Origin of the sequence: Bradyrhizobium sp. KBS0727 (genome assembly GCF_005937885.2) — a bacterium.
GTDB lineage: Bacteria > Pseudomonadota > Alphaproteobacteria > Rhizobiales > Xanthobacteraceae > Bradyrhizobium.
In genome coordinates, this window is record NZ_CP042176.1 from 3,379,163 (window position 1) to 3,394,321 (window position 15,159).

17 protein-coding genes are annotated in these 15,159 nt (G+C 62.9%); 16 read left to right on the top strand and 1 reads right to left on the bottom strand.

What is annotated here, in order from left to right; all coding sequences use genetic code 11:
- Positions 1–32: 32 nt before the first annotated feature.
- From FFI89_RS15490 to FFI89_RS15505, 4 genes are all read left to right on the top strand, one after another.
- On the top strand, positions 33–224 hold the full coding sequence (locus FFI89_RS15490) for a hypothetical protein (RefSeq protein WP_138837924.1): 192 nt from the start codon (positions 33–35) through the stop codon (positions 222–224).
- A gap of 311 nt (positions 225–535) precedes the next feature.
- A complete protein-coding gene (ldtR, locus tag FFI89_RS15495) occupies positions 536–1,051 on the top strand; it encodes a transcriptional regulator LdtR (RefSeq protein WP_138837926.1) in 516 nt (171 codons plus the stop codon).
- A 357-nt stretch (positions 1,052–1,408) separates the two neighbouring features.
- On the top strand, positions 1,409–1,663 hold the full coding sequence (locus FFI89_RS15500; protein WP_138837928.1) for a hypothetical protein: 255 nt from the start codon (positions 1,409–1,411) through the stop codon (positions 1,661–1,663).
- Between the two features lie 23 nt (positions 1,664–1,686).
- Complete coding sequence (locus tag FFI89_RS15505; protein WP_138837930.1) at positions 1,687–1,908, top strand: hypothetical protein; 222 nt, start codon at positions 1,687–1,689, stop codon at positions 1,906–1,908.
- A 37-nt stretch (positions 1,909–1,945) separates the two neighbouring features.
- On the opposite strand, the gene FFI89_RS15510 is transcribed toward FFI89_RS15505, so the two are convergent.
- Positions 1,946–2,947: an ABC transporter substrate-binding protein gene (locus FFI89_RS15510; protein ID WP_138837932.1), complete on the bottom strand. Its 1,002-nt coding sequence runs from the start codon at positions 2,945–2,947 to the stop codon at positions 1,946–1,948.
- A gap of 436 nt (positions 2,948–3,383) precedes the next feature.
- On the opposite strand from FFI89_RS15510, the gene FFI89_RS15515 reads away from it, so the two are divergent.
- The 12 genes from FFI89_RS15515 to FFI89_RS15575 all read left to right on the top strand — a co-directional run bounded on the left by FFI89_RS15515 (position 3,384) and on the right by FFI89_RS15575 (position 15,115).
- Positions 3,384–4,016 (top strand): DUF1326 domain-containing protein, encoded by a 633-nt coding sequence (locus FFI89_RS15515; protein ID WP_138837934.1) that lies wholly within the window; start codon positions 3,384–3,386, stop codon positions 4,014–4,016.
- A gap of 55 nt (positions 4,017–4,071) precedes the next feature.
- On the top strand, positions 4,072–4,854 hold the full coding sequence (locus FFI89_RS15520; protein WP_138837936.1) for a DUF2182 domain-containing protein: 783 nt from the start codon (positions 4,072–4,074) through the stop codon (positions 4,852–4,854).
- Between the two features lie 753 nt (positions 4,855–5,607).
- Complete coding sequence (locus FFI89_RS15530) at positions 5,608–6,231, top strand: glutathione S-transferase family protein (RefSeq protein ID WP_138837938.1); 624 nt, start codon at positions 5,608–5,610, stop codon at positions 6,229–6,231.
- A 321-nt stretch (positions 6,232–6,552) separates the two neighbouring features.
- Entirely contained in the window at positions 6,553–7,863 is a 1,311-nt protein-coding gene (glyA, locus tag FFI89_RS15535) for a serine hydroxymethyltransferase (RefSeq protein ID WP_138837940.1), read from the top strand.
- Between the two features lie 25 nt (positions 7,864–7,888).
- Positions 7,889–8,371, top strand: coding sequence for a transcriptional regulator NrdR (gene nrdR / locus FFI89_RS15540; RefSeq protein WP_027537173.1), 483 nt, complete (start codon positions 7,889–7,891; stop codon positions 8,369–8,371).
- The gene (ribD, locus tag FFI89_RS15545; protein ID WP_138837942.1) at positions 8,368–9,519 is read left to right on the top strand and encodes a bifunctional diaminohydroxyphosphoribosylaminopyrimidine deaminase/5-amino-6-(5-phosphoribosylamino)uracil reductase RibD; all 1,152 of its coding nucleotides are present in this window, start codon (positions 8,368–8,370) and stop codon (positions 9,517–9,519) included. Before nrdR ends, ribD begins: the two co-directional genes overlap by 4 nt.
- 57 nt (positions 9,520–9,576) lie before the next feature.
- Positions 9,577–10,185 (top strand): riboflavin synthase, encoded by a 609-nt coding sequence (locus FFI89_RS15550; RefSeq protein ID WP_138837944.1) that lies wholly within the window; start codon positions 9,577–9,579, stop codon positions 10,183–10,185.
- Positions 10,186–10,268: 83 nt separating this feature from the next.
- Complete coding sequence (gene ribH / locus FFI89_RS15555) at positions 10,269–10,760, top strand: 6,7-dimethyl-8-ribityllumazine synthase (protein WP_138837946.1); 492 nt, start codon at positions 10,269–10,271, stop codon at positions 10,758–10,760.
- Between the two features lie 2 nt (positions 10,761–10,762).
- Positions 10,763–11,257, top strand: a complete 495-nt coding sequence (gene nusB, locus FFI89_RS15560; protein ID WP_138839305.1) for a transcription antitermination factor NusB — start codon at positions 10,763–10,765, stop codon at positions 11,255–11,257.
- A complete protein-coding gene (gene thiL, locus FFI89_RS15565) occupies positions 11,250–12,245 on the top strand; it encodes a thiamine-phosphate kinase (RefSeq protein ID WP_246669467.1) in 996 nt (331 codons plus the stop codon). Before nusB ends, thiL begins: the two co-directional genes overlap by 8 nt.
- A gap of 211 nt (positions 12,246–12,456) precedes the next feature.
- Complete coding sequence (locus FFI89_RS15570; protein WP_138837951.1) at positions 12,457–12,666, top strand: cold-shock protein; 210 nt, start codon at positions 12,457–12,459, stop codon at positions 12,664–12,666.
- Positions 12,667–12,994: 328 nt separating this feature from the next.
- Entirely contained in the window at positions 12,995–15,115 is a 2,121-nt protein-coding gene (locus FFI89_RS15575; RefSeq protein ID WP_138837953.1) for a sodium-translocating pyrophosphatase, read from the top strand.
- Positions 15,116–15,159 lie beyond the last annotated feature (44 nt).

Sequence of the window (15,159 nt, forward strand, 5' to 3'; positions counted from 1 at the left end):
ATCCCAATCGGGATTCATTTCTGGATTTCGTCATGGCCGGGCAGCAGCGCGTCTTCGCGCAGATGTCCCGGTCATCTTTTTTCTTCGAGACCGCGACGTCGGTGCTCGAATTTATTGATACGTTTTTCGGTCGGACGGCCGAGCAGCGCGCGTGCCCCGAAACGCTACATTGTCCCGCGTGCGAAAATCGCGGCGCGATTCCGTACAATTTTCGATTATTTTGACGGTAACCTTTCAGTCACCGTAAAGGGTTCCGTCACACCTGTTACGCGGGCGTTTCGAATTCAGACGGACCTGTTTTGGAATGCGACAGGGCAGGCAGACGAAGCGTGAACAGCGGCCTTTCACCGTCAATGAAAAGTTGCGAAAAGCCCTTTATCCATGGGCTTAATGCACGATTCACTGTCTTAAATTCATGATCTCTTTATTGTCTTATTTAAGCGGATCTTCAAACGCTCCCCTTAAGTTGTGGCTATCAGGCGGGACACAAGTTTCGTCGAAATAAGTCGATAAAAACGACAACAGGGGAAGTGTCATGATCAAAGCCGTTGCAACGGCGGTGGAAACCGCTGAACGCTCTGCCGGTCAAGCTCCGGTGCAGCCGCTCTACCTCGAAGCATTGACTCTGGTGGAGCGGCTGCATCGCCGCCTGCTCGACGTCATCAAGGACGAGTTCGATCGCCGCGGTCGCGCCGACATCAATTCGGTGCAGGCGCTCCTGCTCTACAACATCGGCGACAAGGAACTGACCGCGGGCGAACTGCGCACGCGCGGTTACTACCTCGGCTCCAACGTCTCCTATAATCTCAAGAAGCTCGTCGAGCTCGGCTTCCTCGATCATCAGCGCAGCCGCGTTGATCGTCGCTCGGTCCGCATCCGCCTCACCCCGCAGGGCCAGGAAATCCGCAAGATCGTCGACGCGCTCTATCAGAAGCACGTCAAGACCGTGGAGCAGGTCGGCGGCATCTCGAACGACGAGTTCGCGACGTTGAACAAGTCGCTGCACCGGCTCGAGCGGTTCTGGACCGACCAGATCCTGTATCGGCTCTGAGTCAAAACAAAAAAATTCGACCACTTTGAAGGCCAAGCCGGCCGCTTAGAAGACCGGCGGCCCAACAAGCGGTCAACCCAACTGGCAAGGCAGCAAGTCCTGCCCAAGGCGCATCGGCTCCGGTTCTTCCGGGTCCGGTGCGTTTTTGTTTTTTGGGGATAGCGCTAATCCCTTCGGACTTGATCCGAGGGTGGGCACCGGTTCGCGTCAAGAAAACGCGTCAAACAAAAAGCTGGAGCGGGCGTGGTCTCGGCGGCCGGTTCGGCCGTTGTTTTTGAAGCCGAAAAGCCGATTTTTCCGAAATGGAACTTCTCGCCCGCCGGCGCATTATCAGCCTGTCACGGGAAGGCTGAGGGCATGCTGGTTGAGCGTGGATTGCAGGTCATGAATGTCGAAGTGGTTGGCGATGCCTATGCCATCGCCTCGAATTATCTCCGCAAGGCGGGCGCTATTCCGGACACGTTTGCCACCGAAGAGCGGCTGCTCGAAATCATCGTCAATCTGTTCCAGCGCGGCGAGTTCAACCGAATCCGGCTCGCCAACAAGGCGATCGCCAAATTCGAAGCCGAAGAATCCGAAGCCAGCAGACCCATCACCAGCCTGTCCGCCTGACCGCATCACCTCAGGAGAACGCCATGGAAGCCGCGATCGACCGCATCATGCAGACCTACGATCTGCTGCTGAACCGCAGCACCGCCGCCAGCGAGGAGGCGCGCGCCAAGGTGACGGACTATGTGAAGACACTGTTCGAGGCAGGCGAAAAGGACACGCACCGGCTGACCGTGTGCGGGCTGACCTATCTGCGCCAGCTCGACGGCAGCAATGATCCGGTCAAGGCCGGGTTTACCGGGCTGTAGGCACAGCCTGAGCCCGTGCGGCGCGGAAGTCGAGCTTTCACTCAATGACGCGGTCGGCGCGTTTCAGCAGTTCGGCCGGTAGGATCAAGCCGAGTTCGCGTGCGGTCTTGAGGTTGATCACGAGTTGGTGCTTCGAGAAGACTTCAATCGCCATTTCCGCAGGCTTGGCGCCCTTGAGAATCCTGTCGACATACACTGGAACGCGCGGATAGGTGGACGTGTAACTTGTACCGTAGGACATCAGGCCGCCCGCATCCCCCTGTCCACCCCACAACATCGTCGGTATGCGACGCGCAGTGGCCAATTCCGCAATGGTTTTTGGAATGGCGAAAACGGCGGGGACCTCCAGCACCACCAGCGACTCGGCGCCCTCGCTGAGCATGGCCTTGAACGCAGCATCGAAATCCGGCTTCGGGCCGCGCAATTTCAGCACTTGAGGTGTGAGGCCGGCCGCGCGGGCGGCGGCCGTGTTGGCGCGGTCGATGGGCGCCAAACCGCTGGCGTCGGCGCCCGGAATATCTGCGTCGCTGAATATCGCGACCCGCGCGAGTTTCGGAAACGCCTCCTTAAGAAGTGTCATCTGACGAATGGGAAGTTCGGGATCGTTGTTGGTGACCCCTGTGAGGTTTCCGCCGGGCCGATCGAGTGTAGCCGCTGCGCCAATGGCGACCGGATCGGCGACAAGGGCAAACACGATTGGGATCGTCGTGGTCGCCTTTCGTGCGGCGTTCGTCGGTGGACCACCGAAGCTGACAATGACATCTACGCCTTTGCTGACCAGTTCAGCAGCGAAGCCGGGCAAACGGTCGAGCTGTCCTTCAGCAGGACGCATCTCATAGATGACATTGGTCCCCTCAATATAGCCGAGTTGTGTCAAACCGGTGCGAAGTGCTTCGGTCTCCGGGCTGGGGCTTTTACGGTTCAGGAGCACGCCAATCCGGTAAATTTTGCCGACTTGCTGTGCGTGCGATGCGCCCCGGGTCAGCGCCAGCCCCGCGGCTGACGCTGCGGCCCCTGTTAAAACAGTGCGCCGGTCCATTGCATTTCCCTCCGACTATGGTCGTTGGGTTTCCAAGTCTGCTTGTACGCTATTTTACATCATTACGGGCACCAAATTTCTCGCTAGAACGCAGTACACCCCATTGGCCCATCGCCGGGTCGCTGACGGCAAACGCCCCGGGAACCAATTCACCCCATTACTTGATTGGCTGTCGCGAGTACTTCCGGTGGGACTGTCACGCCAATGGGCCCCGACCCGACAAGGGCATCGCAAGCAACTGTACGCCCGGGATACCGGCTGATATGCTTGCCTGATTGGGATAGCAGGTCGCCGGTCCGCTTAACCGTCACAGGGCTTCCCGGGACGATGCAGGTCGTTCACATCAAGTCCCGACCCGCATCGATCCGGATTTTTCGACGCAAGGCATTTTCAGGCAGCTGCATGGTCCCGCTGTTAACGCGATGGGAGGTGCGTCATGGCTGCATCCGACTGGCGTCTTGAAGGCGAATGGATCAAGAACTGCAATTGCGCATTCGGCTGTCCCTGCGATTTCAATGCCCTGCCGACTCACGGCTCCTGCAAGGGCATGGTCGCCATGAGAATCACCAAAGGGCACTTCGAAGGCACCAAACTCGATGGCCTCGTGTTCGCGGCCACCGTTGATTTTCCCGGAGCGCTGCACGAGGGCAATGGCCAGATGCAGCCGATCATCGACGAGCGCGCCACGCCGGAACAACGCCAGGCCCTTTTCGCGATCATGTCGGGCAAGAATTCGGCCGAAGGCACCCTGTTCCAGATCTTTAGCCTGATCGTGAGCAAGATCCATGATCCACTGTTCGTGCCGATCGAATTCTCGTTCGACAAGAACGGACGCGTCGCGCGGCTCGTCGCCAAGGGCGTGCTGGAGACCGATGTCGAGCCGATCAAGAACCCGGTGACGGGTACGGCGCATCGAATTCAGGTGGTGATGCCCGAGGGCTTCGAGCACCGGTCCGCCGAGGTTGCCTCCGCCAACATCCACTCGACCGGGGCGCTCAAATTCGACACCAAGGGCACGCACAGCTCGCTCGCCAACGTCGTCCAGACGCCCGACGGGGTTGCGGCGTGAGGCCGTGCAAGGAGCTGTGCTTGACGAGCAGTCCTTGACGCTGGAGTGAGGCCCGATGGCTGAGCTGTTGGCGCTGGAATACCTGCTGCGGCGCGACCGCCTGATCGTTGCCGCGGGGCTCGCCGTCGTGGTGGCGTTGGCCTGGGTCTATCTGGCCGCCGGGGCAGGCATGGACACCGACATGGCCGACATGGCGATGGACATGCCGATGCCGTGGTCGCCGTTCTACGCCGCGCTTGTGTTCGTCATGTGGTGGGTCATGATGATCGCGATGATGGTGCCGAGCGCCGCCCCGACGATCCTGCTGTTCGCGGCCATCCGGCGCAAGCAGGGGTCCGCGGATCATCCCTCCGCGCAAGCCTGGATCTTTTGCAGCGGCTATCTGCTGATGTGGGCGGGGTTCAGCCTTGTCGCGGTGCTGGCGCAGCGGGCGCTCGAACATGCCGGGCTGTTGTCGATGGCCATGGCCAGCACCAGCGCCGTGCTCGGCGGCCTCGTGCTGCTGGCCGCAGGACTTTACCAGTTCACGCCGCTCAAGACCGCCTGCCTGCGTTACTGCCAGAGCCCGGTGCTGTTCCTGAGCCAGTACTGGCAACCCGGTGCAGCGGGTGCGTTGCGCATGGGACTGCGGCATGGAGGCTACTGCCTCGGCTGTTGCTGGTTCCTGATGGCGCTGTTGTTCGTGGGCGGGGTCATGAACCTTGGCTGGATTGCCGGCATCGCGCTCTATGTCGGCGCCGAAAAGTTGCTGCCGATCGGCCGCACGCTCAGCCGCGCCGCCGGCGTCGCGTTGTGCGCAGCGGGCGCGTTCTTGCTGGTCCGGGCAATCGTTGCATAGCGTCTGATTTCTCTACGGCGCCAGCGGCCCGAGCCGCGCTGCTTCGTTGTCAACGCAAGCGGACTCTGCGGCAATAACTGCGACAAAGTAACCCGACGGGCAAATCACCTGAATTCGCGTCAAGCGCCGCCGGCAAAAATATTTCCTTTGCGCCGTCGGGCAAATCAGGAGTTCAACTTCGCCCGTCTACCGCGACAAGAGGGGCGATCGCGATCGTCACGACCGTGCGGTGGGATGCGATGGACGCGAAGGCTGCGACTGACGAGCGTGGTCACTAGCGTACGGTGAAGTCGTGTGGGCCTGACGCCCCGGTGCTGGCGTCAAGTCATGTGGAAGCGAAAGCCTCTCACTGATGATGGTGGCAAGAAAGCCGGTCACCAAGGCGAACTCGTATAAGCCGTAAAGCCATTGCGTGGGGGAGGCCGGGTGTTCTCCGCTGAACCTGTATGCTCGTGTGCAGCTTTGTTTTGCACAATCGCACGCGAGACCGCGGGTGCAGCGCGCACCCGGTCTTCCCCGCGCCCTCTGTTGAAGAGGGCGAGGTTTCCAGCAAAACTCCGGGCGCATCGCGCGGCGAGAATGCGGACTTGTATCTATCCTTCGTCATTCCGGGATGGTGCGTAGCACCAGACCTCAGGGGTGCAATTGCACATCTGAGGTTCGATGCTTCGCATCGCCCCGGAATGACAGCTCAACGTCATCGGCCTAAGGTCGATTTTCGCGTCCAACAACAACACCCCCGAGGAAACCCCCATGCTCACGCTTCACCATCTCAACGACTCCCGCTCGCAGCGGATTCTGTGGCTGCTCGAAGAACTGGGCACGCCCTATGAGATGAAGTGCTACCAGCGCGATGCGGTGACGCGGCTGGCGCCGCCGGAACTCGCGAAGGTTCATCCGCTCGGCAAGTCGCCCGTCATCACCGACGGCGATGTGCGGATCGCGGAATCGGCCGCGATCGTCGATTACATCATTCGCCGCTACGGCAAGGGGGCGATGATGCCGGCCGCCGGCAGCGCCGACCATGAGGCCTATAACGAGTGGCTGCATTACTCCGAAGGCTCGGCGATGCTGCCGCTGATGCTGAACCTCTATGTCGGCAGGTTGAAGGAAGCGGGCGCGCCGCTGCATCCGCGCATCGACAGCGAGATCGCCAACCATCTCGGCTATGTCGATAGCGCGCTGAAGGGCCGCGAGTTCTTCGTCGGCCCGTCGCTGACGGGCGCCGATATCCAGATGAGCTTCGTGGCTGAAATGGCCAAAGCGTTCGACAAGCTCGGACCGTATCCGAACCTCGCCGCCTGGCTGACCCGGATGCACGCGCGGCCGGCGTTCCAGCGCTCGGTCGAGAAGGGCGGGGCGTATAGGTTTGCGTAGGGGAAGTGGCTGTCATTCCGGGGCGCGAAGCGAACCTCAGATGTGCAATTGCACATTGGGGAATCTCGAGATTCCCCGGGGTGGAATTGCACCCCTGAGGTCTGGTCCTTCGGACCATCCCGGAATGACGGGCGCGCCCCCTTGGGCGACGGGACTTGGAACCCGTCCTATCCACCATATCTTGCATAAATATCAGGGGTATACCGCAAGTGCTTGGCCAATTCCGGGCGATGTGGTATCTCGCAAATGCTTCTTTCGACCGCCACACGTGACCGACCGCTTTGCCCCTAAGGGCTTGCGGCGGTGGAGATATTTGGCCCCATGACCTCCTCGTCCTCCAGCGCAAAAACCGCCTCCGCGCCCGACTCGTTCTTCTCGGCCACGCTGGCCGAGGCTGACCCGGAAATTGCCGCCGCCATCAAGGGCGAACTCGGCCGTCAGCGCCACGAGATCGAGCTGATCGCCTCCGAGAACATCGTCAGCCGCGCGGTGCTGGAAGCACAGGGCTCGGTGATGACGAACAAGTACGCGGAAGGCTATCCGGGCAACCGCTATTACGGCGGCTGCGAGTGGGTCGATGTCGCCGAGACGCTGGCGATCGAGCGCGCCAAGAAGCTGTTCGGGGCCGGCTTTGCCAACGTCCAGCCCAATTCGGGCAGCCAGATGAACCAGGCGGTGTTTCTGGCGCTGCTGCAGCCCGGCGATACCTTCATGGGTCTCGATCTCGCCGCCGGCGGCCATCTCACCCACGGTTCGCCTGTCAACATGTCCGGCAAGTGGTTCAAGGCCGCGCACTACACGGTGCGGCGCGAGGACCAGATCATCGACATGGATGAAGTGGCGAAACTGGCCGAGCAGGCGCGGCCGAAGCTGATCATCGCCGGCGGTTCGGCCTATTCGCGGGCCTGGGACTTCAAGCGCTTCCGCGAGATCGCCGACAGTGTCGGCGCCTACCTGCTGGTCGACATGGCGCATTTCGCCGGCCTCGTTGCCGGCGGCGTCCATGCCTCGCCGGTGCCCCATGCGCACGTCACCACGACAACCACGCACAAGTCGCTGCGCGGCCCGCGCGGCGGCCTGATCCTCTGTAACGACGAGGCGCTCGCCAAGAAGCTGAACTCGGCGATCTTCCCGGGTCTGCAGGGCGGCCCGCTGATGCATGTGATCGCCGCCAAGGCTGTCGCGTTCGGCGAAGCGCTGCGTCCGGACTTCAAGATCTACGCCAAGAACGTGGTCGAGAACGCCAAGGCGCTGGCGGAGACGCTGCGCGGCCACGGCCTCGATATCGTTTCCGGCGGCACCGACAACCATCTGATGCTGGTTGACCTCAGGCCGAAGGGCCTGAAGGGCAATGTTTCGGAAAAGGCGCTGGTGCGCGCCGCGATCACCTGCAACAAGAACGGCATTCCCTACGATCCGGAAAAGCCGTTCGTGACCTCGGGCCTGCGTCTCGGCACACCGGCCGCTACCACGCGCGGCTTCGGCGTCGCCGAGTTCAAACAGGTCGGCGGCATGATCGCCGAGGTGCTCAATGCGCTGGCGCAGTCGCCCGACGGCAAGGCGCCGCTGGTCGAAGCCGCCATCAAGGAACGCGTCAAGGCGCTCACCGACAAGTTTCCGATCTATCAATAAGGTCTCGCGGTAAAGGTCGTCCGGAATGCGCTGTCCGAGTTGCAACAGTCTCGATACCCAGGTGAAGGACTCGCGTCCGACCGAGGATTCGGCTGTGATCCGGCGGCGGCGGGTGTGCATCGCCTGCAATTTCCGCTTCACCACCTTCGAGCGGGTGCAGTTGCGCGAACTCACCGTGATCAAGCGCAACGGCCGAAGGGTGCCGTTCGACCGCGACAAGCTGGTGCGCTCGCTGCAGATCAGTCTGCGCAAGCGGCCGGTCGATCCCGAACGGGTCGAGAAGATGGTTTCGGCGATCGTGCGTGAACTCGAAAGCGGCGGCGAGGCGGAAGTATCATCCGAGGCCATCGGCGAGATCGTGATGGAGCATCTGCGCGGGCTCGACGACGTCGCCTATGTCCGCTTCGCCTCGGTCTATCGCAATTTCCGCGAAGCCAAGGACTTTGAAGCCGTGCTCGGCGAACTCTCCGCCGAAGACGACGCGCGGGTCGCCACGTTACGCAAATGATCTTCCGCATTCTGGAAGATCAGTACGCCCAGAAATCCAAGGAAGCGAAAGCCGCCGACCAGCGCTTCATGCAGCTTGCGCTGGCGCTCGGCCGGCGCGGGCAGGGCCGTACCTGGCCCAATCCTGCCGTCGGCGCCGTCGTCGTGAAGGATGGCGTCATCGTCGGCCGCGGCTGGACCCAACCGGGCGGACGGCCGCATGCCGAGCCCGAAGCCTTGAAGCGCGCCGGCGAGGCTGCGCGCGGCGCCACATTGTATGTGACGCTGGAGCCCTGTTCGCATTTCGGCAAATCGCCGCCCTGCGTCGATGCCGTGATCGCGTCAGGCATTGCGCGCGTGGTGTCGGCGATCGAGGATCCCAATCCGGAAGTAGCAGGACAGGGCCACGCCAAACTGCGCGCCGCCGGGATCGTCGTCGATGTCGGTCTCGGTGCGGCGGACGCCGCGCGCGATCACGCCGGCCACTTCAGGCGCATCCGTGACAAACGCCCGCATGTGATCCTGAAGCTCGCGGTCTCCGCCGACGACAAGATCGCCGCCGCCGGCCACAAGCCGGTGGCGATCACCGGCGAGGCGGCCAGAACCCGCGTGCACCTGCTGCGCGCGCAATGCGATGCCATCCTTGTCGGCATCGGTACCGTGCGGGCCGACGATCCCATGCTGACCTGCCGCCTGCCGGGAATGGAGGCGCGCTCGCCGGTCCGGGTGGTGCTGGATCGTGCGTTGCGGATCCCGGGGACCAGCAAGCTCGTTCATTCCGCGCGCCAGACGCCGCTGTGGGTGATGACTTCGGGCCTTGCCGAAGCCCCGGCTGCCGCCAAGCTCGGCGCGGCGGGGGCCCAGGTGATCCATGTCGCCGCCACGGCCAACCCGCGCGGGCTCGACCTGTCGGCCGTGCTGCATACGCTGTCGGAGAAGGGCATTTCGCGGCTGATGATCGAAGGCGGGGCGCGGGTGGCGTCATCCTTTGTTGCGGCAGGCCTCGTCGACGAAGTCTGGCTGCTGCGTGGTCCGGAAAATATCGGCGCGGACGGCATTCCCGCGCTGGACGCATTGCCGCTGTCGGCCATTACCGGGTCGCCCGCGTTCAAGACACGTGCTAGCGAAACGCTGGATAAAGACACTCTTACGATTTACGAGAGACCATGATCCGGAAAAGTGGGAACCGGTTTTCCGATAAGATCATGGTCCATTAAAGAGACTCTCATGTTCACCGGAATTGTCACCGACATTGGCGAGATCACTCGTCTCACGCCGACCGCGCAGGGCCAGTTGCACCGGATGCAGATCGCCTGCGTCTACGATCAGAAGACGATCGCCGACGGCGCCTCGATCGCCTGCAACGGCGTCTGCCTGACGGTGGTCGGCTCCGGCGTCGACGGCGGGAAGACCTGGTTCGAGGTCGATGCCGCCGCCGAGACGCTCGGCATGACTACAGCCAAGCATTGGGCCAAGGGGACAAAGCTCAATCTCGAGCGCGCCCTGAAGATCGGCGACGAACTCGGCGGCCACATCGTCGCCGGTCACGCCGATGGGATCGCTACCATCGTCAAGCGCGACGATCTGCCCGATATGGCCCGGTTCGAACTACGCACCACTAGGGAACTCGCGCGTTTCATCGCCACCAAGGGCTCGATCACGCTGGACGGCGTGTCGCTCACCGTGAATACGGTCGAAGACGTCGTGTTTTCGGTGCTGATCATCCCGCATACGCTCAGCGTCACCACGCTGGGTGGCTGGCACGCCGGCAGCGAGGTCAATATCGAAGTCGACCTGATGGCCCGCTATGCGGCGCGGCTGTCGGAAATGAAGTGACAGGGTCACATGCGGCGCTTAAAACGCCCGCTCAATCCTAATGGACGCCCCTCAATAAGAGGGCGCAGAGACGAAAGAACGTAATGGCAGACGCACGGCGCGCACCGCTGAAAGACCAGACCGACATCAAAGGCGCGCGCGCGCTGATCGTCGAGGCGCGGTTTTATGACGACATTCAGGATGCGCTGCTGGAAGGCGCCGTTACCGAGTTGAAGGCGGCCGGCGTCACTCATGACGTCATCACCGTTCCCGGTTCGCTGGAAATCCCGGCCGCGATCGCGATTGCGATCGACGCGGCTGAGGCGAACGGCAAGCCCTATGATGCGGCCATTGCACTCGGCTGCGTGGTGCGAGGCGATACCATCCACTTCGAGATCGTCTCGATGGAATCCTCGCGCGCGCTGATGGACCTTGCGGTCGCAAGGAAATTCCCGCTCGGCAACGGCATCATCACCGTCAATACCGAGGCGCAGGCCTGGGCGCGGGCGCGGGCCAGCGAACTCAACAAGGGCGGTGACGCGGCGCGCGCGGCGCTGGCGATGCTGCGGATCAAGCGACGGCTGGCAAAGGCCTGATGATGGCAGACAACAAAAAGCCGGCCAAGAATCCCGACAAGAAAGCCAACCGTCGCGGCGCGGCGCGGCTCGCCGCCGTGCAGGCGCTGTACCAGATGGACATTGGCGGCGCCGGCATCAACGACATCTTCGCCGAGTTCGAAAGCCACTGGCTCGGCAACGAGGTCGAGGGCGACAAATATCTGCCGGCGGAAGCCGCGTTCTTCCGCGACGTCGTGTCCGGCGTGGTGCGCGACCAGGCCAAGCTCGATCCTCTGATCGACGACGCCTTGTCGAAAGGCTGGCCCTTGAAGCGGATCGACGCGATTCTGCGCGCGGTGCTGCGGGCGGGCAGCTACGAACTGGAGCACCGCAAGGACGTGCCCGGCCGCGTGGTCGTGTCCGAATATGTCGACGTCGCGCACGCCTTTGTCGAACCCGAAGAGACCGGTATGGTCAACGCGGTGCTCGACCAGATCGCGCGGCAATTCCGCGCTGACGAGTTCGCGCGTGGCTAGCGGCAAGCCCGCGTCCGGCGAGGATTCGCTGATCGCGCGCTATTTCCGGCCGCTTGCGACCGACCCCGGCGCCTTCGGGCTCGACGACGACGCGGCTGCGTTGAAGGCCAATGGCGACGACATCGTGGTCACGACCGACGCCATCGTTGAAGGCGTGCATTTCCTGCCCGACGATCCGCCCGACACCATCGCGCGTAAGGCGCTGCGGGTGAACCTGTCCGATCTCGCGGCGAAGGGCGCCACGTCGGCCGGTTTCGTGCTGACGCTGGCGCTGCGCAGCGCCGACGAAGGCTGGTTGCAGCCCTTTGCCACCGCGCTCGGCGAGGATGCCACGCAATTCGGTTGTCCGCTGCTCGGCGGCGATACGGTCTCCACGCCGGGGCCGCTGATGATCTCGGTGACGGCGTTCGGTCGGGTGCCGGCGGGCAAAATGGTTCACCGCAGCGGCGCCAGGCTCGGCGAGCGCATCATGGTGACGGGCACCATCGGTGACGCCGTGCTAGGGCTTGCCGTGCTTAAAGGCGGCAAGGTCCACGCGGCTACGAGCGATGCAGCCGCGCGCGCGATGCTGGTCGGGCGCTATCGCATACCGCAGCCGCGCGTGGCGCTCGCCGAAATCGTCCGCGAGCATGCCAGTGCGGCGATGGATGTGTCGGACGGTCTCGCCGGCGATCTCGCAAAACTCTGCGGCGTGTCCGGTGTCTCCGCAGCAATCGATCTCGCGTCGATCCCGCTGTCCGACGCCGCGCGGGATCTGGTCGCGCGCGGCGTTGTCGGGGTGGAAACGCTGATCGCCGGTGGCGACGATTACGAAATCATGTGCACGATCCCCGAGGATCGCGTGATGGCGTTCGCGCAGGCCGTGCAGCGTGCCGGCGTCGCGGTGAGTTCGATCGGAACGGTGGTCGCGGGAACCTCAGCGCCCAGGTTCATCGACAAACAGGGCAGGGAACTCGCGCTGGAACGGCTGTCCTACAGCCATTTCTGACGGTTGGCGCATTAACCTCTCAGCCTTTATTTCCCGGCGGCCATTGTAATTTCCCGGGCAAACCTATACGTGTGGGCGCATTCGATTACCGCCGTGCCTTTTTGAACGCGCCTGTTAGGGCATCTTCCAGAGACATCGTCGTGAGATTGGATTTTGAATCCGTGCGATCGCCGTGCGGAATAAAAAGCCTATGTGCTTTGGAGAAGAGAAAATGGCTACGGGAACAGTGAAGTGGTTCAACGGTCAAAAGGGTTTCGGTTTCATTGAGCCGAGCGATGGCAGCAAGGATGTGTTCGTTCACATCTCCGCCGTCGAGCGCGCCGGTCTCGGCGGTCTGGCCGAAGGCCAGAAGGTTCAGTACGAACTGAAGACCGACAAGATGCGGGGCAAGGTCAGCGCGGAAAACCTGTCGCTGGCCTAAGGCCTCGAAGCGGTCGTTTCGCGGATGTACTGAAATGGCCAGTGAGCCCGCCCGTCCCGAGAAGGGGTTGGGCGGGTTTTTGCGTTTTGCCGCTACGGAAGCGGCCAGCCTCGGCCACGGCGGCAATTCGTCGGGGTTTTACCCCTGATTCCTTTCCAAAATCGACGTTTTTTGCGCCTCCCGGCGTTGCGCCGGGGAGACGATTTTGGCATGGTCCCGCCAAATTTGAGGCCGCCCTTTTGGGCAGGGTTGGCCTCCTTTTTATGCGCCTGCCGCGTCCCGCGGAGAAGGCGTGGGGGTCGTTCAAGAAAATCTGAGGCAAACGTCAATGACAGCATTATGGGTGATTGTGCTCTGCGGAGCGCTTTCGATCGTTTACGCCATTTGGGCGACGGCTTCCGTGTTGAAAGCGGACGCCGGCAATCCGCGCATGCAGGAGATCGCAGCCGCGGTCGCCGAAGGCGCGCAGGCCTATCTCAAGCGCCAGTACATGACGATCGGCATGGTCGGTATCGTGATCTTCGCGCTACTCGCCTACTTCCTCGGCATGCTCGTCGCGATCGGCTTCCTGATCGGCGCGATCCTGTCGGGTGCGGCCGGCTTCATCGGCATGAACGTCTCGGTTCGCGCCAACGTGCGCACCGCGCAGGCCGCGACGATCTCGCTGGCCGGCGGACTTGAGCTGGCCTTCAAGGCCGGCGCGATCACCGGCATGCTGGTGGCGGGTCTGGCGCTGCTCGGCGTCACCATCTATTTCGCCTATCTGACGCAGATGTTGGGCCTTGCTGCCAACAGCCGCACCGTGATCGACGCGATGGTCGCGCTCGGCTTTGGCGCCTCGTTGATCTCGATCTTCGCCCGTCTCGGCGGCGGTATCTTCACCAAGGGCGCTGACGTCGGCGGCGATCTCGTCGGCAAGGTCGAAGCCGGCATTCCCGAGGACGATCCGCGCAACCCGGCCACGATCGCCGACAACGTCGGTGACAACGTCGGCGATTGCGCCGGCATGGCCGCCGACCTGTTCGAGACCTATGCGGTGACCGCGGTCGCCACCATGGTGCTCGCCGCGATCTTCTTCGCGACCTCGCCGCTCTTGGTGAACATGATGACGCTGCCGCTGGCCATTGGCGGCGCCTGCATCATCACCTCGATCATCGGCACCTTCTTCGTCAAGCTCGGCGCCAGCCAGTCCATCATGGGCGCGCTGTACAAGGGCCTGATCGCGACCGGCATCCTGTCGCTGCTGGCCGTTGGCGGCGTCATCAACTGGCTGATCGGTTTCGGTCCGCTGGCGGGCGTGAAATATACCGGCATGGCGCTGTTCGAATGCGGCGTCGTCGGTCTCGTCGTTACCGGCCTGATCATCTGGATCACCGAATACTACACCGGCACCGACTATCGTCCGGTGAAGTCGATCGCGGCGTCGTCGGTCACCGGCCACGGCACCAACGTGATCCAGGGTCTGGCGATCTCGATGGAATCGACCGCCGGTCCGGCGCTCGTGATCATCGCCGGCATCCTCGTCACCTACAGCCTTGCCGGCCTGTTCGGCATCGCGATTGCGACCACGACGATGCTGGCACTGGCCGGCATGATCGTAGCGCTGGACGCCTTCGGCCCCGTCACCGACAACGCCGGCGGCATTGCCGAAATGGCCGGGCTGCCGAAGGAAGTGCGTAAAGCCACCGACGCGCTCGACGCGGTCGGCAACACCACCAAGGCGGTTACCAAGGGCTACGCGATCGGCTCGGCCGGTCTCGGCGCGCTGGTGCTGTTCGCGGCCTACAATGAAGATCTCAAGTTCTTCATCGCCAACGCCACGAAGTATCCGTACTTCCAGGGCGTGCTGCCCGACTTCTCGCTGAACAATCCCTACGTCGTGGTCGGCCTGCTGTTCGGCGGCCTGCTGCCGTATCTGTTCGGCGCGATGGGCATGACCGCGGTCGGCCGTGCGGCCGGCGCGATCGTCGAGGAAGTGCGGCGTCAGTTCCGTGAGAAGCCCGGCATCATGCAGGGGACCGACAAGCCCGATTACGGTCGGGCGGTCGACCTGCTGACCAAGGCGGCGATCAAGGAAATGATCATTCCGTCGCTGCTGCCGGTGCTGTCGCCGATCGTCGTCTACTTCCTGATCTATGCGATTGCGGGCGGTGGTCCGGCCGGCAAGTCGGCGGCGTTCTCGTCCGTCGGCGCCATGCTGCTCGGCGTGATCGTGACCGGTCTGTTCGTCGCGATCTCGATGACCTCGGGCGGCGGCGCCTGGGACAACGCCAAGAAGTACATCGAGGACGGCCACTACGGCGGCAAGGGCTCCGATGCCCACAAGGCGGCTGTGACCGGCGACACCGTCGGCGATCCCTACAAGGATACGGCCGGCCCCGCGGTCAACCCGATGATCAAGATCACCAACATCGTGGCATTGCTGCTGCTGGCGATCCTCGCGCACTAAGCCCGCGAGGACTGATCCAAACGAAAACCCCGCGGCGCGAGCCG